We start from the raw sequence: 18,894 nt of genomic DNA on the forward strand, positions 1-18,894 counted from the left end.
TCTTTCACCGATCGCGTCATTGGTTTTCTCACCGGATGGTCTTGGATTTTACATTCTTTATCTCTATCACATCTTTAAAAAAATGGTATAAGCTGTGCTGTTATCTGACAGCGAACACTCATAAAACTTTTCCTCTTTTCTCTTCCTCTGCCTTCTCTGCGCCCTCTGCCGTGCATAAAAAAATCTAATTGACAAATTAAATAGTATTGCTATATCCGATGAAAGTCGATTGACGAAGTAATAATATCGTGTCCGGTAATATAACCCTGATATTTGTAATGAGGTTTTTCGATAGGAAATAATATGAATTATCGGTAAACATTAACTAATCAGAAGATGAATCTGCCACTAAAAATATTGATATCTGGTGGAACAGGCAGGATACCTGCCTGTTCCAGAAAAATGCACGATGTCAGTTATAACTGAGATCGCGCACTGTTCTCAATAATACCGAATCAATCGGCTAACAGCGACAAAAAATCTTTGCTCTGTGCTCGATCCTGCAGCAAGAAACCAAGCTGATGATACCAAGAGTGTCAAATCTCAATTATCACGAATACTTTCTGTTGCCGATTGCCCTACGGCACCCCAAATTGAAAATTCTGACAGCCAATTGCTGATTCTGCTGGCTTCATGTTATAGTGGTTTTCCAAGAATTAAATTCGGTTGCGTAGTTTGTTGGTGTTTATTTACAAGCGTCTCTCCGAATCTAAATCTCTGCACCCTAATGATTCTGGAGATTTTATGTCGATTTACGTGGGTAATCTTTCATATGAGGTAACATCAGACGACCTCAGCGAAGTATTTGCCGAATACGGTACTGTAAGCCGCGTCCAAGTGCCAATGGACCGGGAAACAGGCAAGATGCGCGGTTTTGCTTTTGTGGAAATGGCAAGCGAGGCTGAAGAAGCAGCAGCCATCGCAGCTTTAGACGGTGCTGAATGGATGGGCCGCGACTTGAAAGTCAACAAAGCCAAACCTCGCGAAAACAACAACAAACGCCCCTCCGGCGGCGGTGGCTGGGGCGACAACGATCGCTCTTCACGCGGACGCTACTAAGCTTTGAGACTGAAAATTTGAGTTTTGGTAGTTGACGGCAGTTGCGAATGCTGCTTTTTTTTGGGGTTGTTCTCTCGACTTGCCAAATAAAACTCCCAAACCTCTAAGTCAGTTTTGCCCCCTCGAAGGAGGGGGCTTTGTTTTTGGCAAAAAATCAAATCGCGCGAGGTACGTCTGCGGTGGAGTTTTTAGTCTAGTTCGTGATTCGGTATCCTCTTAACTTCTTTTTTTAAGAGGCTGTTGGGATTTCTGCGATCGACTCCTGTAAATTATCAAACTAGAATTAAGCACAAAGAAAAGTTAGAATAACGGCAAAACTGAATATTGTCCCGAACAACCAAACTATCTTTACCGAAGATTAGTTGAGAAAACCAGCCGAATATCAGCCAATATCTTGATTTTGCCTCAATAAAGATGTCCAAGGTCTACAGCACGGCGGAACTCATTAAAATCCTCGAAGAAGAGCGCCAAGCCTGCTTGCATGGGCGGCGTCTCAATTTGACTGAAACTCCTGCTACAGGCAACCCCGTGATTGACCGGTTTCTCAAATCTGAGGGAGTTCAGAAGTTCACTGCTTATCAAAATTTTAAGGCGGCCGTGCACGAATACCAGCGGGAACATCAAGTTTCTGGGATTGTCTGGCGGGAAATGGCGGTTAAAGGCAATACTCTACGCTATCCGGCAGTGGATGACGAATTAATAGCTCTACCGGTTGATTTGATTACGCTGAAGGCAGCTAAGATTGCTATGTTGGAATTCTGGCAGCAGGTAACTGCCGGGATGGATTTGTATTTAAGCATTAACAGCGGGAAGGATTTTCGATCGATCGAGCCTGTTGATGTAGAGGCTATAGCCCAGCGCACAGAATGGGCCAGTCTCTCGAAGTGGGAAAAGTTGGATTTTCTAGAAATTTTGTTGCAGTTGGGCTGGGGGAAGCCGGAGGAAGCTTATTACAAGCGGGGATGGCCGACCTCGGGCAGCGAGTACATTCACGCCGTCAAACCCGGACAGCGGCCGATTTGTTAATTGGTAATGGGGAATTGGTAATTGCTAAGAGGATAGGCTGAATTCAGAACCATCGACAACACAGAAATAGAGGACACGGCAGTGCCGTGTCCCTACCCCAAAACCTCCTAGCTTGCGGGGTTCGCCCGCCATCGCCCGATTTGTAGGGACACGGCAGTGCCGTGTCCTGACTGTGGGTAATATCTGAAGAACTCATTTATTAGCATCTGACATCTGACAAAGCATCAAGCCAAACCACTGATTTGGATCTGTCCAAACTTGCACCGGCATTAAACCGCGCTGCGAAAGTTCTTGTTTTACAGTATTGAGCTTAAACTTGCGCGATATTTCGCTGCGGATAGTTTCTCCCGCTGCAAATTCAACCGTTAAATTCAGAGCACGCAACTGCACTGTTTGCGCTTTTTTACTTTTCAAGTGCATTTCAATTTGACATTCCTCTTGATTGTAAAAAGCCCAATGCTCGAACTGTGATAAATCAAAGTTTCCCTCATATTTTCGATTTAAATGCCGCAGCATATTTAAGTTAAATGCCGCCGTCACTCCTTGACTGTCATCGTAGGCAGGCTCTAAAATATCCTTAGATTTGTCTAAGTCAATTCCCAGTAAAAAATACTCTCCCGGCTGCAATGCACCGACAATTTGCGAGAAGAATACATCGCATTCTTGAGCGTTGAGATTGCCGAGGGTACTGCCTAGAAAGCAAATCATTCGGGTTGGCAACGGCGACGGTGCCATTTTAGCTAAGGCTAATTCGTAAGTGCTGACAAGTCCGTGAATTTGGAGCGACGGATAATCTGCCAACAGTTGACAAGCGCTGCTTTCTAGGATACTAGGACTGATGTCGATCGGCAAATAGTGCAGGGGATATTCTAGTTGACTGTAAGCATCGAGGAGAATCCGAGTTTTGGTAGAACTGCCGCTGCCGAGTTCCACGATTTCGCAGGGGCCCGTTAAATTGGCGATCGCCCCCGCGCACCCCTGCAAAATTGCCGTCTCAGTGCGTGTCAGGTAGTATTCCGGCAACTGGCAAATCAACTCAAACAGGTTTGAGCCGCGATCGTCGTAGAAATACTTTGGAGGCAGGGATTTGGGGTTTTGAGTCAACCCGCTAACTGCATCGCTGCCAGCATTGATTTCTGCAGGTGTCGGTGCCGCAGCGCTCACCAGTCGCTCTAAGTGCAGCCGCTTTTCTTTGGTTGAGGCTGAGTTTGCCGTGTGGGACAGTCTTGGGGATTTCATAGATTAATTTTTAGATGCACATATGGGTATAGCACGCAGTCGCGTTGCCAAATATCGCGCTCAAGTCAGATTTTTCATGCCGATCTACGTTCTGTATTGTCTCACCGGATGGCGATCGCATCCACAATAAAAACTTAAAATTTATCCACAAGAATTATTGAATAATTAACCAAACTTGTTTTCTTTGAGCTTCTTAAATCGGAAAAACTTGGGCATTTCGCAACCAAATATCGTTCCAAATTCCCTTTCGGGCAATCGATATAATGTCTGTAAAATAAGCGTGATCGGGCAAGTTTTGAGGACTTTAGTCCTCTGAAAAGTCCGAGTAATTAAGCCCTAAATCTGAATAAATTTGATAGCAGTTATAATTACATAGCCAACTACTTAGCGCAGCGAAAACCCGCAATAATTTGCCGCACGCCCGGATAGTACCAATTCCGAAAGGTCGATCGCAGTGCCTGCGGAAAAGTCGCCCAACTCCCGCCTTTTAAAACCCGGTGTTCTCCATCAAAATAAACTTGAGAATATCCCCTGTAAGGATAACTTTCAAATCCAGGATAGGCGTCAAAGGTTGAAGCAGTCCACTCCCAAACATTGCCCAACATATCGCAGCAGCCGGCCGCACTTGCTCCTTTGGGAAAGGCATCAACTGGCGAGGTATTTGCAATATTATTGCCGTGATTGCACAGGCTACCGTTTGGCTGTTCTTCTCCCCAAGGATAGATGCGATTTTTTTGATTTGTGGCATCCCAACTCGCAGCTTTTTCCCATTCGGCTTCCGATGGCAAACGCTTGTCGGTGAAATTGCAGTAAGCTTCGGCTTCGTACCAACTCACGCCACAGACAGGATGGTTGTGGAAAGCTGGATTTTCTGACCAGTAAAGCGGTCGAGAGACCGCTTCGACTTGCAGCCATTTCCAGCCGTCCGGTGACCACCAATCAGGGTTTTGATAGCCGCCGGATTCCATGAAATCTCGGTATTGACGGCAAGTGACGGGATAGCGATCGATCGAGTATGCTTCTAAATAACATAGGTGGCGCGATCGCTCGTTATCCAAAGCCTCAGCAGCATCGCTTCCCATGTAAAATTCCCCGCCCGGAATTTCAATTACCGGGGAATCGGTAATTGGTAATTGGTAATCGGTAATTGGTAATCGGTAATTGGAAATTAATCTTCCTTCTTCCTTCTTCCCTCTTCCTTCTTCCTTCTTCCCTCTTCCTTCTTCCCTCTTCCTTTGCATTTGCAACACGAAAGCAACAGTTTCGCAGTGCTGGCTTTCGTGCTGAATAATAAACCGCCAGAGACGTTCTTGTTCGTCGATCGGCGCTACTTCCAAATAATCTAACACCTTTTTTCTCACCGCATCCAGATATAATTCAACTTCAGGTAATGTCGGCAGAAAAACCCGTTGTTTTTTCGGCAAAATATCAGCAGCAAACAGTTGGTGATACTCAGGAAAGACCGGCTTCAACCCAGCACACCGCTGCAACAGCCACAAATCCTCAGTATAAGCAATGTGACCTAAGTGCCAGCCAACCGGACTGAAATCAGGATGAGCTTGGCGGCAAAAAATATCGTAGTCGATGTCTGCAAATAGCTTGAAAGTGCCGCGGCGACACTGCTGCAAATCGTGATAAATTGCCTCTCTACAAGATTGGATAGATTTGGATATCACGATCTACTCCGGTACTGATAATGCTCTGGACTGGACACTCGTGCCAATTGCCAGCAAATAAAGGTTCAGAAGCAATGATGACGGAATCCGGGAAATTTAAATCGTCTCGCACCCAATAGAGGGAAGGAGGGGCTTTTTGGGAAGCAAAGCGAGAGGCAACGAGCTGGTGTCCGTCGCTGATAATTATATTAGCTGAAAATTCTACTTGGTGAAAGTTTGCTAGCTCTGCCAAAGTTTTCAGCGTGTTTTGCAAAGCAGCTTCTAGAGTCAGATTTGCGGCTGTCAATTCATTGACAAATAAGCCGAAGATATGCTCTGAATCTGTAGTGCCGTTAATTGATTGATAAAGCGTATCGCTGAGCCGATCGCGAATTGGTCTGTAAAGAGTTTGCCGAAAATTCTTCACGAAGCCGTTGTGTACGAACAGCAGGCGATCGTTCTGAAACGGCTGACAGTTGCTCAAATCTAGAGCTTGTCCTGAAGTTGCACTGCGAACGTATCCGATCGCGCATCCGGATTCAACGTACCGACTGATACTCGGAAGGTTAATGTCGCTCCAAATTGGCTGTACATTTTTATAGGTAAACGGGTCACTATCTAGGTGCGGGTGATACCAACCAAGACCAAAACCGTCAGCATTGAGTACGCCAGAAGTCATTTCGCGGGGCTGGTAACTCTGCACAATTAGGGAATGTTCCGGCTTGTACAGAATAGTATCGAGTAAAATCGGCTCCCCGAGGTAGCCAAGCAAACGGCACATAAAATTTTTGCAGCACTTTGATTAGCATTGTAAGTCATTAGCCGAAAAATTGCCCGAGCTCGCATCTTCAGCGCTGGGAACAAGGTTTTTTGTAGCCCGCTGCCAGCATCGCAGTACAAACGATAAAGTTAAGGTAGAACCCCTGCAGCACAAGGAGACTCTTGAATGTTCCTCGACGAACTCATCCCAATGGCGAAAGAATTGATCGAACAGCCGATCGCCTTCACTGGCGGATTTTTTTCTGGCCTGCTTCGACTCAACCTTTACGAAGAGCCCGTTAAAAGTTGGATCGACGAGCAAGCCGGTTCAACTTCCTACACTACTCCCCCAGCCGAAACCACCAACGGTAAAAGCACGGGGCCTCAGTCAATCTCGATCGACTAAGGAAAAGCATTGACAACCTCCCACCGCTAATTCGGGATATCGAATATAGCGGGGGATTCCAAAGAGCGCTCTTTGGGCTTCCTGTTTCTACGAGTTGACTTGCTGAAAAAAGTTTCCTCACCCAAGTATTGGTCAGTCTCACGCCTAAGCGTTAATTCCGATGTGACCCACCGGACTTAATGCTTTTTCTAAAAAGTTTCGTGCAGCGTTCCAATCTCTGTCTTGAGTGTGCCCACAATGGTAGCAAGTATGTGTTCTGCTGCTTAAAGACTTTTTGACGACCTCCCCAAAATTCGAGCAATTTTGTGAAGTGTCGTGGGGTGGTACAGGAACTGTTACAAAGCCGAACACTTTCCCAAAATACTCAACCCAACTACGGAACTGAGTCCACACTGCGTCAGCCAGGGATTTAGAAAGATGTCGATTTTTCACCATATTTCACACCTTCAAGTCCTCGTAAGCCACTATGTCGTTGAAAATCACTGCGCACCTTGCCGTTTTAACAGCAAATTCTTAACGAAACGGCGACTTACCTTGAGGTGTTTTCGAGCCAGTTTGTTTCTAAAATTAGCTCTATTTTGGGAACATTTTTGGGTCTTAGACATACGACGTTGAAGTCGCCTCAAAGACTTTTCAGGTTGACGAAGATGACGCGGATTGGCTACTATTTATCGGTCTGAATAGGTGTAGAAGTGATTCAATTCCACATCAATACCGACATTATGGGCAGTTGGTTCACGTTTCTCCAAGCGTTCTTGGTCAAGGCAAAATTGAGCGTAGTATCCGTCTGCACGACGCACAACGCGGACACGCTTAATCTGCTTCAATTGATAGAAATGCCAATCGCTGGTTCCCCACATTTTAAAGGTTCCCCCTTTAAAACTGGCAGAGAAAGTGATATATCGCCGCTCTTCGGAAAGCTTTCATCCACTGGTTTCGGACTCAACAGAACCATGTACTTGTTATTTTTTGAACCTAGGATACCCCTTTTTCCCTGGTTGGTTCTTCTTGCAGTTTTCATAAAAGTGAGAAATGGCAGACCATGCTCTTTCAGCGCTAGCTTGACGTACCATATAATTGAGGTTTTTAGCAAACTCAAGCTGCCTTGCCAGTACAGCAATATGCACTTCACTCGTATTTACCAATGTCTTTGTTGTCCATCCAGTATCTCAGGCAACTGTTCCGAACACAACGACCAGTGCGAATAGCTTCATTCAGCTTTTTGTACTGCTCTTTCGTTCCTTCCAGTTTTGCTTACAATACCAACATTCTTACACTCAACTCCTTGACTTAAGTATAGCTCATTGGCTAGTTGGGTGTCTACAGAAATTGTCAAAAAGGAGACTGCATCCCGCTCTTTTTATAGCGCGATTGAAAATTAATTGGAGTGCGTCTCCTTTTTGACGGGCAATTCATCTACATGAGAAAGACTATACTATACAATATGTGTTCATGACTCTAACGAGGATTGCTGTAGTAGAAAGAAGCAAAAATATTATGTTGAGAAAAATGAATTTACAAACCAGACTGATCGGTTCGTTTCTGATTATGGGACTTTTAGTATTTTTAGTTGCCTGGGTAGGATGGAACTCAACATCTAATCTCAGTCAACACATAGATACTATAGGTAAAAATAACTTACCGAGTATTGAAGGATTATTGAAAATTAACCAGGGACAAACCCAAATTGAGGCATCAGAGAGAGCGCTAATTAATCCGGCACTCAGTCAAGCAGAAAGGCAAGATGCCTTAAACAGAATGGACAAGGCTTGGCAGCAGATTCAAGATGGGTTTAAAGCATACGAAGCCACTCCACGCGTCTCAGAGGAAGATGCACTATATCAACAAATGCTTAAGTATTGGGAGGATTGGAAGCAGGAAGATCGAGAACTCCTGCGAATTAATCAAGAATTTGAAAAAGTGGGAATTTTCAATCCTGTGGCTTTGCAGCTAAAACTAATTAAGCAGGGTAAAAGTAATTCGCCAGAAATCGCAATAGCAAACACAGCTAGTAACATTTTGGATAAACTTAGTCAGCAAGCTAAGGTAACTCGGGTTAAATTTATCGAATCGGAAAAATCAACCTTAGCAGTTGTTGAATCTAACAAAAAACAAGCAGATTACGCTTATAAAAGTGCAGAAAATGATATCAGTAAGACTCAAGTAGCTGTATTCTTGGGGATGACTGTTGGACCGCTAACAGCGATTACTTTAGGAATAGCTTTAAGTATAGTGATCGCCAAACCTTTAGATAAGGCCCTGAAAGGTATTATTAATATGATTGTCAGTTCTTCCACCGAGATCGCGGCTACCATAGAGCAACAAGAACGTATTGCTGTACAACAAGCTGCTTCTGTTAATCAAACAACTAGCACAATGGATGAATTGGGCGCATCATCAAGGCAATCAGCTATGCAAGCCGAGTCAGCCCTTGAGAATGCCAGTCATGTCTTAAACATGGCAGCAGAAGGCAGTAAAGTAGTGCAGAAAACGCAGCAGGGAATGTTGACTTTGACAGAAAAAGTCGGAGGGATAGCCGAGCAAGTTTTACATTTGAGCCAGCAAACCAATCAGATTGCTAATATTACGAATTTAGTGAGCGATTTGGCTAATCAAACTAATATGCTGGCAATTAACGCTACAGTGGAAGCAGTACGCGCCGGAGAACAAGGAAAGGGGTTTGGGGTGGTGGCGAGGGAAATTCGCAGACTGGCAGATCAAAGCAAGAAATCGGCGGCTCAGATTAATGATTTGGTAAACGATATTCAGAATGCCATTAATAAGACAGTGAGTGTAACAGATGAGGGTAATAAAACTTTAGATAAGAGCCTGAAGTTGACTGAAGGTACGGCGGAGACTTTTAACAATGTTGCTAATGCAATTAACAGTGTTGTTGTCAGCAGTCAGCAAATTTATTTGAATACCAAACAGCAGGCGATCGCTATTGAGCAAGTGGTAGATGCGATGAATGTTCTGAATAAAGGAGCAGCGGAAACAGCCAGCGGTATTACCCAAAGTCGAGTTAGCACTCAAACACTTAACAAAGCGTCTTTAAATCTCAAATCTGTAGTTTAATTGAGAAAAGTAATATCCTCAACTGGGGATTAAGGAGATAAACATAAAATTTTCCCAATTCCCCATTTCCAATTTCCAATTCCCTATTTTGCCAAACGATTGAAGGTGACATCTGCCGTCTATGGAACGGCTGGGAAGATGTTAAGTAGTTTTCCTCAAAGGGCTGTATAAATGTGTATAGCAATTCTCAAGTGAGTGAGGTACAAATTTAGATTTTAGATTAAAGAATTGAAGAAGTGGGGAATTGGTAATTAACTGGCAAGTACCTCACGAAAGTTGAGAACCGCTAGAGCAACGATCGTGGCGGGGACTAACCTCATATATTATACCTTGTTAGTTCCTTTATTTCAGAAGATACTTGGCAATTCGTCGCCCACAAATCACTCATCTGATTAAAATCAAATATTGTTCCGATCTCGGATTCCTCACCGCCTCAAAATTCATCTGATCACTCACTCGAACGGTGAGTGAGAGCTTGTTTTTGATCGAGCTAACTATTGCAGCCAGTACAAAGGGTTTGTGAATGTGGCAAACCCTTTTAGTCAGATTCGATCGCCCAGTCCTATGCTAGATAGCACTTAAGAGTTAAATTAACCGGTTATTATGTATAGCACAACAAGTTCAGTTCGATCGACATGACTATCTATATTGGAAATCTGTCTTACCGCGCCACCGAAGAAGACCTGAAAGCAGTATTTGCAGAGTACGGTACTGTCAAGCGAGTTGTTTTGCCTACCGACAGGGAAACCGGTCGGATGCGCGGTTTTGCATTTGTTGAGATGATGGAGGATGCCCAAGAAGACGCTGCAATTGCCGCATTAGACGGTGCAGAGTGGATGGGGCGCCCCTTGCGAGTGAATAAAGCTAAACCCAAAGAAGAGGGAAATCGAGGCGCAGGTATCAAGAGAAACGACGGATATTAGTCCGCAATGCAGCGGTTGACATCCTCTCGGAACCCACCTGATGCGCAAGTGCGCAAGTAGCGCCGAATTGCTACCAGCAGTTGATTTTGGGGATGCAATGTCAAATCCGCTGCCCAAAAACATCGATTCTTTATGGGCTGCACTTGATTCATTCTTTTTGAGAAAGACAGAATTTACGCACGGGAGTCTAGACACCTGATTTCTTCCCGGATACCTCGCTGCTAAAACCAAGATTTATTAGGAGAAACCGGGTCGATCGGCGTCACTCTTAGAAAGAGTAAACTCGGCCTTTTTCATCAATATAAACTGATCGGTCTTGCCTAGTGCGGCTATCCGATCTGGTGATGCGAATCGTCACAATGTTTTGCTGCGAGTCAACGTTATAGTCGTATTTCAAAGTTGTGGTTCCTCCTGTGGCATTAATCGGAATATTAGCAATGTCGCCGGTGCGATTGCTGATGCGAACAATGATGTTTTTGCTGGCTCCGACGGGCAAGGATGACAAGCTGGCACCTGATTGACCGTATTCTAGGTTTAATCCCGTTTCATTTAACAGTCTGAGGGTAATGTTGCGAGTATTGTCAACCTGCGCTTGAGGTTGCCAGAATCCGGGTTTTGTGCGGCCGTCAGTTGCAGGTTGAGATAATGCTGGATGGGGATGAAGAAAGCCCAGGGCGGCAAGTATTGCTACTGTTGCAATAATTTTTGATTTCACTGTTTGTACCTCCAGGTCAAGTGTTGGTTATATTTCTATCCTAGCTTTAAAATCAGATCTTGTGATAGCGGAAGGAAAAACAAGGAAGAAGCAATATCAGAGATCATGGTCCAGCAATTAATAATGTCCTCACTGTCGGGCATGGTTGCTGTATCTACTCAGCAACCTGGTTTCTGTAGTTGTTAATAGTCCTGGAGGCACGGGTTGTCTAGAAACCCGATTTCTGAGCGGGTGGCTGCTTGCCAAAGCTATGATTTAGAGTAGAAACCGGATTTCTGAGGTATAGTGCATCCGGGACTGGTTAATTGTTAATTATCGATCGAGCTGCTTCTAGAAGCAGGCGCTGTTCGGCGCGGACGATCGCCCTGCAAGTTTGTTCTACAGCCTCGGCATTGACCGAAATAGACGAAATCCCCCACCGCACGAAGGATTCAACTGTATCGGGATACAAAGCTGGAGTGTCGCCGCAGATCGAGCAAGGAATACCGGCGGCCCGGGCCTGTTTGATTAATTGTTCGATCGCCCTCATCACTGCTAGATCGCGCCCGTTGAAAGCACCTGCTACCTGGTCGGAGTGGCGGTGAATTCCTAACAGCAATTGGGTTAAATCGTTGGTGCCGATGGAAATTCCTTGAACTCCTGCTTTTACGTAATCTGGCAATAGAAATAACACTGAAGGAACTTCCGCCATAATCCACAGTTGAAATTCGGATGAGCGGTTTTTCCAAACAGTTTCTAAGCGCTGGCGACAGTATATAAACTCCTCAACCGAGCGCACGAAAGGCAAAATTAAATTAACATTCGTATAGCCAGACTCGCAGAGTTTTTGAAGTACGCACAGTTCCCAATCAAATAACTCCGGTTCAAAGGTATAACTGAAACTGCCGTGGGCGCCTGACTCGCGCAAATCGAGAGATCGATAAAATATCGGCCGCGGCGAAACGGCAGCAGCAAATAAACTGAGGCAATCCGCCATGCGATCGACAAATTCCGATTTGCGCCCGTTTTGCAACCAAAGTTTCGGGTTTTGACAGTCCAAAGCTTCCAATGCCATTAATTCCGATCGCAGCAATCCGATGCCGTCTATTGGCAGATTTTTGAGGCGGTCGATCGAACTTGTTTGGCTGACATTAACTAGCAGTTGAGTCGCCGTTGGTGGGCCCCAAACATATTCGGCAGACTCAGATTGTCGAGATTTATGCCCGGAATTGGACGATCGATCTGAGGTTGAAGATTGGTGGTTGGCTATTGACATTTTGGCTGCTGTACTGTATGTATCTGCATTTTTTGCTCTGTCCAGAAGTCGGCGGCTGTCTGCTATCTCGATCGCATCGTGTTGGGCGAGGGCAAAAACTTCTCCGCTATCGCCGTCTACCAACACGGAATCGCCCGAGGCGATCGCTCGCGTGGCCCCGACCACTCCCACAACGGCGGGAATCCCCAATTCTCTCGCTAAAATGGCGCCGTGGCCTGTCATGCCTCCTTGTTCCGCAACCACCCCAGCAGCAACTTTCAGCCAAGGCAGCCAATTCGGATCGATTGCCCGGGCTACCAAAATGCCTCCGGCTAAGAATTCCGCGTTTTCTGGGTGGGAATTAGTCATAACTTGGGCAATTGCTTCGGCTTTTCCTGATGCTGCTGCCACACCTCTGAGTATGGCAGGAGTTCGGGCTGGGGCGATCGAGTTTGGGTACTCTCGGGCGATCGAATTTTCCTCTAGTGGCGCGACTTTTTCCCCTTTCACAATACAAACTTGAGTGAAATAAAACTGCGGTTCGCCGCTGTTTGCTGTCTGGTTTAGCGTCCACTCCAAAATTAAATCCGAGTCAAATTCTGCGATCGCTTTTTTGCTCAATTCAATGATTTCTTGCAGTTGCGATTCCTCTAAAACGTATTCTGTTTGTGCTTCCTCTCCCAGCGCTAAAACTTGCACGCAACAATCAGCAAAATCAGGAATTATAAATGGAGAATCGGGAATTGGGAAAGCAGCAAACTTGCCCAGCAGCAGTTTTTTTTTCGGTTCACCATCGCCGACTTTGAGATTGTAGGCTAATGTTTTGTAACCGAGCCGCTGGAATTTAACCGCGGTTGTTTCTGGCTGCACTTGATAGTAATCGGGGATGGTTTCTCCCCTAGCGAGGGACAATCCCAAACCGCTGGTGGCTTGGATTTCCCACTGTGCGCCCGCCTTTGTTTTCACCTCGCCCGCGGCGATCGCTTCTTGAAGTGGCTGCACCAAAACTGCGGGATTGATTTGCTGTACCCGCAGGCCGCACCGCTGCCAGTAAAATAGACTTCGGGCTCTGAACATTTCTGCCCAAGCTCGTTTGAGTCCGGCCCCAATGGCTTCGGGTTCTGCCCGCACTGCCTGAGATTCCAGAATGCCGACTGTTTTCGGGTTCCAGGAAGTCAGGGAAGGGCGAAAAATTAAGGCTGTGGAGTTTAAGTTTGACTGTGAGTTGAGTTGAGAAACAGCAGACTCTAGGGTGGAGAGCAGTGAATCTGGCAGTTTGCCGGCGAGGATTTGGTGGCGGATGCTGCGGGCGATCGATTGCAGTTGTCTGGGTTCATCTACATTCAAGTGCAGGGAAGAGTGTGGCCAGTCAGCAAACAGCGGTTCTAGCCAGTCGATCGACTCTAAAAACTGCCAGAATGTGGTAGCCGGCACGACAAAACCCGGTACAACAGGATGATTTTTCTGGAGCAAACAGCTCAAGTAAAATGCTTTTTCTCCCACTGCATCTCGGTCTGAAGGTTGAATTTTGTCTAACCAGTAGAGGTTTTTCACGCTGCGAGCCTGTCGGTGGAAACTGATTGAAGTTGAAAGTTTTTCCCATTAATCACTTACGACAATTTTAGGATGAACAAGCGAAAATGGACGGGATTAGTCAAATCTTTTCTCAATCTTTTTCTTAAGTCTAACTGTCCTCTTTGTCAGCGACCGGCCGCCGGAGAGTTTTGTCCGTACTGTCACAAGCAACTTCAGCGATGTCAGTTAAGCGATCCGGGTCGATTTTGGCATTCAGAACAGCGTGTTTTTGTGTGGGGTGAGTACGGCGGGGCTCTCAAACGGGCGATCGCAGCTTTGAAATATAACGGCAATCCGCAATTAGCCAAACCTCTAGGCGGCTGGCTGGCGGAAGCTTGGCTGAGTTTTCCCGAATTAGCTATAGACAATTTAACAGTTGTACCGATTCCCATGCACAAAGAAAAGGTTAAGGAGCGCGGTTTTAACCAGGCGGAACTTTTGGCTGAAAGTTTTTGCGAGCTGACTGGTTTGCCTTTGCAGCGACACGGTTTGGAGCGGGTGAAAAATACTCAGGCTTTATTCGCTCTGACGCCACAGCAGCGACAAGCGGAAATGAAAAATGCTTTAGGTTTGGGGAAAGATTTTCGTCGCCGGCGCCCGGGCGATCGAGTGCTGTTAGTTGATGATATTTACACTAGCGGTACTACGGTTAAGTCGGCAATTCAAATATTGGAAGAGTCGGGAATTTCGGTTTACGGAACTGTGGCACTTGCAACTCCTAATAAGATTAATCGGTAAGCTGCGAATGCCTTTAATTTTAAACTGGTTTGTAGTGAGGAAATGATATTTATCACGATTTGCTAATAATACTTTTTGAGAAAAACGAACCGCGAAGACGCGAAGAAAGAGCAGAAAAAGAAGGGAGAGTGTTTAGGATGGATTTAGGATTGTTGGAGGCTCGGCTGCAAGGGGAAATTGGTTGCTGATGTTCCACCGGTTGCCGTCGTGAAGCAGTAAAGTTAACGTCGAAGCGGTAAACTCAAAGTGGAGCGATCGCCCTGCAAATTCTAACCAAGCCGTTTGAAAATTCTCTTTAGTTAAATCGCGAAAGGCTACAGTCATGTGCGGTACAAATGGGCGAGTCTGAGAAACTCGATCGACTATTCCCAAAGTTGCCTCGATATAACTAATCAAATCTTTGTGAATCTCCAGCAATTCGGGTGATTTGACAACATCAGCGTAAATGACGCGGGGCGCGAAAGCAGCAAAACCGGATAGAGTAACGGGAATGGGCCGCCGGTTTACAGAAAACTGGTTCAAACTTTCCTCTAATTTGGGAACATCCTCCGCTAACGAGTGAAAAGGAGGTTGCAGCGTGATGTGCGGCGGCGAATTCAAAGCACCGCGGCTGTTGTAATGTTCCGCAAAATACTGTTGAATCTCAGTAATGTGCTGTTCAATATCGGGAGGCGGCACTATGGCAATAAAAAATCGCTGTTTTGACTGGTTCATCGGATAACATCGCAGTTAAGAAAGGATAGTGCAAAATGGAATATAGAGCATTTGCCCTAGATCCCATTGGTGATCACCCATTCCCAATCTAAAATATAAAATCTAAAATCCCAAATAAAAATGCCTTGGTTTGTCAAAATTGAGCAAGGAATTGTCGAAAAGCCTGTCTTTGACCAATACGTGCCAGCTCACAGAGCTTATGTCCGAGAGTTGATTTCTAAAGGACACCGAGCGAAAACTGGCTACTGGGCGAGGCGGGGCGGCGGTATGTTGCTGTTTGAGGCGGGTTCGATGGATGAGGCGAAGGCGATCGTCGCTGAAGACCCGCTGGTGAAGAACGGTTGCGTTATTTATGAAATTTATCACTGGTGTGTGGTTGAAGAATAAATAACTGTGTTATACTTATAAATGAACTGGACCCACGCGATTCCAACGCCCAAATCTTGTCAGGACCGGAAGGTAGCAGCAACACGGGATGCTTGTAATAGGCGTGGTCTCCGGTTCACCCAGTTTTATGAGGTGTAGCTCCTATGCCTGGTTTTGGAGATATTTTACAAAAAGCAGTGTACCTTGGTGTCGGTCTAGCTTCCTACGCTGGTGAAAAAGCTGGCAGCAAGTTAACTGAATTACGCACTGAAGCCCAAAAGCTGGCAGACGAATTGGTGAAGCGGGGTGAGATGTCCACGGAAGAAGCTCGCCGCTTTGTTGATGATATGGTGCAACAGGCTCAGCAGCAGCCCCCCGTAGAATCGGCTGGCGACAAAAAACCGGCTGAACCTCGGCGGATTGAAATTGTTTCTGAGGAAGAAGATGTCTCGGTAAAAGATGCTAAAGAGACAGGCGGTGTAGACAAGCTCCGCGAACAAGTGCAGAATTTACAAGAGGAATTGCGGCGGCTGAAGCGGGATTAAGCAGGAAAAACTCGCTCAGCAAAGCAGGAAGGGAACTCAGGATAATACTCTTGAGTTCCCTTTTTGAATATCTCCCCTGTCAGATGTGGACGGATATCAGGCAATAGGTAATAGAATTGAAAGTAGGTGCGATCGCTTCGCATGAGGCTGGCTGCACCTGTCTGTAAATTATTTTGTAATACCAAGCTGTCAAATTCATGGAAGATTGGTCTAAAGATTTTTTTGGAGTAATGGAAAATGCTGTTTCTGAAGTAGAGCATTTTTTCAGCGAAATGGGCGAAGAGTTTGTCGAAATGCTGGACGTTTTGGCAAAAATGTCGGAAGAGTTTACAGAACAAGTACAAAATAATCTGATTAATGACATTGACGGTTATTTCAATGAATTTGACGGTTTATTTAATGAATTTATCGAACCGATAATTGAAATTTGCCGCGACTTAGACCCGGAGTTTGATGAGATAGATTTGTCGATGGTGACTTATGTAGACCCTTCGCCGACGCAGCAGCCGGCTTGTCGCGGTTGTCGCAACTATCACGGTCAAGTTTACGGGGGCAATTTGTTGGTTTGTGCGATGCACCCTACGGGTGTGGAATCGGAGAGTTGTGCTGATTGGGAAACTGACAGCGATATGAATTTTTAAGACGGGAGTTGAGTTGTTGAGGGGTTAATGGCTTATGGTAACGTCAATTCAGTCTCCGTCAAAGATTTCTATCGAAGACTTTCTTCTGCTTCCAGAAACTAAGCCGGCTAGCGAGTATGTTGACGGTCAAATTTCTCAAAAAGCTATGCCCCAAGGAAAACACAGCACGTTACAAATCAAATTTTCATCAGCTATTAATCAAATTGGCAAACCGCAAAAATTAGCTTTTGCTTTTCCCGAACTGCGCTGCACTTTTGGGGGAGGTGCTGTAGTTCCAGATTTAGCAGTATTTGAGTGGTCGCGCATTCCTCTGAATTCTCAGGGAGAAATTGAAAATAGGTTTGAAATTGCTCCGGATTGGATAATTGAGATTTTATCGCCGGATCAAAGTTCAACTCGCGTGATTAAGAAGATTCTGTTTTTCCTCAAAAATAAGACTAAATTAGGTTGGCTGATTGACCCGGAAGAAAAATTAGTTCTTGTTTTTAAACCGCAGCAGCAACCAGAGGCGAAGGAGAATCAGGATATTTTACCAGTTCTGGATGTGCTGTCGGATTTGCAAATGTCGGCGGATGATTTGTTTGGGCTGTTAAATTTCGATCGCCCGTGAGTTAAAGTTGAGTATAGGGAATATTGCATCTAACGGCATTTAAAGGTGAATCGCTCAACGGCTAATAATTCGCAATTTGGATTTCCGAAAATGCCGCCATCGCTGCAATTGCGACAGTATCAGCGAGTGGCGGTTGCTAATTGGTTTGCCAATCAGGGACGCGGTACCCTGAAGATGGCGACGGGTAGCGGCAAGACGATTACTGCACTGGCGATCGCCACTGAATTATACAATAAAATTAACCTGCAAGTCCTGCTCGTAATTTGCCCTTACTGCCACCTGGTGAATCAATGGGCGCGCGAATCGGAGAAATTTGGTTTAAAACCTATTTTGGCTTTTGATAGCGCCCGCAGTTGGCAAAACAAGCTGGCTGCGGGTTTGTATGAAGTGCGATCCTCTTCGAGGGCTTCGCTAACGGGCGATTCCCTACGGGATAGCTGCGCTTCACGAGCATTTCTCACAATCATCACTACTAACGCTACCTTAATGTCCGATAGCTTGCAATCGCAACTGCGCTATTTCCCAGAAAAAACCCTGATTATTGGAGACGAAGTTCACAATTTAGGCGCGCCCCGTTTAGGACAAAGTTTGCCGCGCAACATTGGACTGCGACTCGCCCTTTCCGCTACCCCAGAAAGGCATTTCGACGAAGAGGGAACCGAAGCTATTTTAGATTATTTTGGCCCTGTTTTGCAGCCGGAACTCACCTTAGCGGACGCCATCCGCCAAAAAGCATTAGTACATTATTTATACTATCCAATTTTAGTAGAATTGACCGAAGCCGAAACCCGCAAGTATTCCCGCTTAACTCAAAAGATTGGCTGGGCGCTTTGGGGCGATGAAAAAGTAGAAGAAAACGATGCTTTAACAACTTTATTAATGCAGCGATCCCGGTTGATAGGAGCGGCGGCTAATAAATTAGTAGCTTTGCGAGAATTAATGATTCACCGTCTCGATACAGCCCACACTTTATTTTACTGCGGCGACGGTGCGATCGAAGGAGGTGCGCGCCGAAATAACCACCGCCAGCTAACAGAAACCGCGAAGTTATTGGGTTCCGAATTAGGCTACCGAGTTAACACTTATACTGCGGCAACTCCTTTAGCAGAAAGAGAACGATTGCGCCGACAATTTGAGAGTGGAGAATTGCAAGGTTTAGTCGCGATTCGCTGTTTGGATGAAGGCGTTGATATTCCAGCAATTCGGAATGCTGTAATTTTAGCAAGCAGCAGCAATCCGCGCCAGTTTATTCAGCGCCGGGGACGGATTTTGCGGCCGCATCCGGGGAAGGAAAGGGCAACTTTATTTGACATGATAGTTTTGCCTCCAGATTTGGGCAGAGAAACCTTAGAAGTCGAGCGCAATTTGCTGCGAAAAGAGTTGAAGCGGTTCTTGGAATTTGCCGATTTAGCCGACAATGCTGGAGAAGCTAGGGTGAAATTGCTGCAAATTCAGAGACGGTACGGGCTATTAGATATTTGACATTTATTAAGGTTCGGTTTATGTTTGAGAATATAGAATTATTTGTATCCGCTCAATAAGTAGCGGTAGCACAGAAAAAAAAATAAGCAGAGTACACAAAGTGTCATAAAATAGGACACATGACGCCAAAGA

At 45.6% G+C, this 18,894-nt stretch carries 19 protein-coding genes and 1 other RNA gene; 12 read left to right on the forward strand and 8 right to left on the reverse strand.

Annotation, left to right across the window (positions count from 1 at the left end; all coding sequences use genetic code 11):
• Positions 1 to 744 precede the first annotated feature (744 nt).
• Positions 745 to 1,059, forward strand: a complete 315-nt coding sequence (locus E5S67_RS26925) for an RNA recognition motif domain-containing protein (RefSeq protein WP_172191763.1) — start codon at positions 745 to 747, stop codon at positions 1,057 to 1,059.
• 414 nt (positions 1,060 to 1,473) lie between these two features.
• A complete protein-coding gene (locus E5S67_RS26930; protein ID WP_172191765.1) occupies positions 1,474 to 2,085 on the forward strand; it encodes a hypothetical protein in 612 nt (203 codons plus the stop codon).
• Between the two features lie 192 nt (positions 2,086 to 2,277).
• Here the strand turns inward: E5S67_RS26930 and egtD are convergent, their stop codons facing one another.
• The 3 genes from egtD to egtC all read right to left on the reverse strand — a co-directional run bounded on the left by egtD (position 2,278) and on the right by egtC (position 5,760).
• On the reverse strand, positions 2,278 to 3,324 hold the full coding sequence (gene egtD / locus E5S67_RS26935) for an L-histidine N(alpha)-methyltransferase (protein WP_172191767.1): 1,047 nt from the start codon (positions 3,322 to 3,324) through the stop codon (positions 2,278 to 2,280).
• A 380-nt stretch (positions 3,325 to 3,704) separates the two neighbouring features.
• Positions 3,705 to 5,000 (reverse strand): SUMF1/EgtB/PvdO family nonheme iron enzyme, encoded by a 1,296-nt coding sequence (egtB, locus tag E5S67_RS26940; protein ID WP_172191769.1) that lies wholly within the window; start codon positions 4,998 to 5,000, stop codon positions 3,705 to 3,707.
• Positions 4,972 to 5,760: an ergothioneine biosynthesis protein EgtC gene (egtC, locus tag E5S67_RS26945; protein ID WP_172191771.1), complete on the reverse strand. Its 789-nt coding sequence runs from the start codon at positions 5,758 to 5,760 to the stop codon at positions 4,972 to 4,974. Before egtC ends, egtB begins: the two co-directional genes overlap by 29 nt.
• 165 nt (positions 5,761 to 5,925) lie before the next feature.
• Here egtC and E5S67_RS26950 point away from each other — a divergent pair, with 165 nt between their 5' ends.
• The gene (locus E5S67_RS26950; RefSeq protein ID WP_172191773.1) at positions 5,926 to 6,144 is read left to right on the forward strand and encodes a ssl0294 family protein; all 219 of its coding nucleotides are present in this window, start codon (positions 5,926 to 5,928) and stop codon (positions 6,142 to 6,144) included.
• Positions 6,145 to 6,288: 144 nt separating this feature from the next.
• Here E5S67_RS26950 and E5S67_RS34580 read toward each other — a convergent pair whose 3' ends face one another.
• Positions 6,289 to 6,579, reverse strand: a complete 291-nt coding sequence (locus E5S67_RS34580) for an RNA-guided endonuclease InsQ/TnpB family protein (protein WP_339382734.1) — start codon at positions 6,577 to 6,579, stop codon at positions 6,289 to 6,291.
• A 44-nt stretch (positions 6,580 to 6,623) separates the two neighbouring features.
• Positions 6,624 to 6,749: a hypothetical protein gene (locus E5S67_RS34585; protein ID WP_339382735.1), complete on the reverse strand. Its 126-nt coding sequence runs from the start codon at positions 6,747 to 6,749 to the stop codon at positions 6,624 to 6,626.
• Positions 6,750 to 7,596: 847 nt separating this feature from the next.
• Between E5S67_RS34585 and E5S67_RS26960 the strand changes: the two genes are divergently transcribed.
• Both E5S67_RS26960 and E5S67_RS26965 read left to right on the forward strand, forming a co-directional pair.
• A complete protein-coding gene (locus E5S67_RS26960; protein ID WP_246276994.1) occupies positions 7,597 to 9,219 on the forward strand; it encodes a HAMP domain-containing methyl-accepting chemotaxis protein in 1,623 nt (540 codons plus the stop codon).
• A gap of 635 nt (positions 9,220 to 9,854) precedes the next feature.
• Positions 9,855 to 10,142, forward strand: a complete 288-nt coding sequence (locus tag E5S67_RS26965) for an RNA recognition motif domain-containing protein (protein WP_172191775.1) — start codon at positions 9,855 to 9,857, stop codon at positions 10,140 to 10,142.
• A gap of 268 nt (positions 10,143 to 10,410) precedes the next feature.
• Here the strand turns inward: E5S67_RS26965 and E5S67_RS26970 are convergent, their stop codons facing one another.
• Complete coding sequence (locus E5S67_RS26970) at positions 10,411 to 10,857, reverse strand: hypothetical protein (RefSeq protein WP_172191777.1); 447 nt, start codon at positions 10,855 to 10,857, stop codon at positions 10,411 to 10,413.
• Positions 10,858 to 11,158: 301 nt separating this feature from the next.
• Complete coding sequence (locus E5S67_RS34590) at positions 11,159 to 13,645, reverse strand: putative PEP-binding protein (RefSeq protein WP_172191779.1); 2,487 nt, start codon at positions 13,643 to 13,645, stop codon at positions 11,159 to 11,161.
• Between the two features lie 72 nt (positions 13,646 to 13,717).
• Here E5S67_RS34590 and E5S67_RS26980 point away from each other — a divergent pair, with 72 nt between their 5' ends.
• The gene (locus E5S67_RS26980; protein WP_172191781.1) at positions 13,718 to 14,404 is read left to right on the forward strand and encodes a ComF family protein; all 687 of its coding nucleotides are present in this window, start codon (positions 13,718 to 13,720) and stop codon (positions 14,402 to 14,404) included.
• Positions 14,405 to 14,536: 132 nt separating this feature from the next.
• On the opposite strand, the gene E5S67_RS26985 is transcribed toward E5S67_RS26980, so the two are convergent.
• The gene (locus E5S67_RS26985) at positions 14,537 to 15,118 is read right to left on the reverse strand and encodes a 2'-5' RNA ligase family protein (protein ID WP_172191783.1); all 582 of its coding nucleotides are present in this window, start codon (positions 15,116 to 15,118) and stop codon (positions 14,537 to 14,539) included.
• 120 nt (positions 15,119 to 15,238) lie between these two features.
• Here E5S67_RS26985 and E5S67_RS26990 point away from each other — a divergent pair, with 120 nt between their 5' ends.
• The 6 genes from E5S67_RS26990 (at position 15,239) to E5S67_RS27015 (ending at position 18,762) form a co-directional block, all read left to right on the forward strand.
• Positions 15,239 to 15,505, forward strand: coding sequence for a YciI family protein (locus E5S67_RS26990; RefSeq protein ID WP_015179070.1), 267 nt, complete (start codon positions 15,239 to 15,241; stop codon positions 15,503 to 15,505).
• A 23-nt stretch (positions 15,506 to 15,528) separates the two neighbouring features.
• Positions 15,529 to 15,625, forward strand: an RNA gene (gene ffs / locus E5S67_RS26995) — signal recognition particle sRNA small type.
• Between the two features lie 23 nt (positions 15,626 to 15,648).
• Positions 15,649 to 16,029 carry a phasin family protein gene (locus E5S67_RS27000; RefSeq protein ID WP_172191785.1) on the forward strand — a complete coding sequence of 127 codons (381 nt, stop codon included), beginning with the start codon at positions 15,649 to 15,651 and terminating at the stop codon, positions 16,027 to 16,029.
• Between the two features lie 197 nt (positions 16,030 to 16,226).
• On the forward strand, positions 16,227 to 16,670 hold the full coding sequence (locus tag E5S67_RS27005) for a hypothetical protein (protein WP_172191787.1): 444 nt from the start codon (positions 16,227 to 16,229) through the stop codon (positions 16,668 to 16,670).
• Between the two features lie 34 nt (positions 16,671 to 16,704).
• Positions 16,705 to 17,280 (forward strand): Uma2 family endonuclease, encoded by a 576-nt coding sequence (locus E5S67_RS27010; RefSeq protein ID WP_172191789.1) that lies wholly within the window; start codon positions 16,705 to 16,707, stop codon positions 17,278 to 17,280.
• A gap of 90 nt (positions 17,281 to 17,370) precedes the next feature.
• Positions 17,371 to 18,762, forward strand: coding sequence for a DNA phosphorothioation system restriction enzyme (locus E5S67_RS27015; RefSeq protein ID WP_172191793.1), 1,392 nt, complete (start codon positions 17,371 to 17,373; stop codon positions 18,760 to 18,762).
• Positions 18,763 to 18,894 lie beyond the last annotated feature (132 nt).

The sequence above is a fragment of the Microcoleus asticus IPMA8 genome, assembly GCF_013179805.1.
Classification (GTDB): domain Bacteria; phylum Cyanobacteriota; class Cyanobacteriia; order Cyanobacteriales; family Microcoleaceae; genus Microcoleus; species Microcoleus asticus.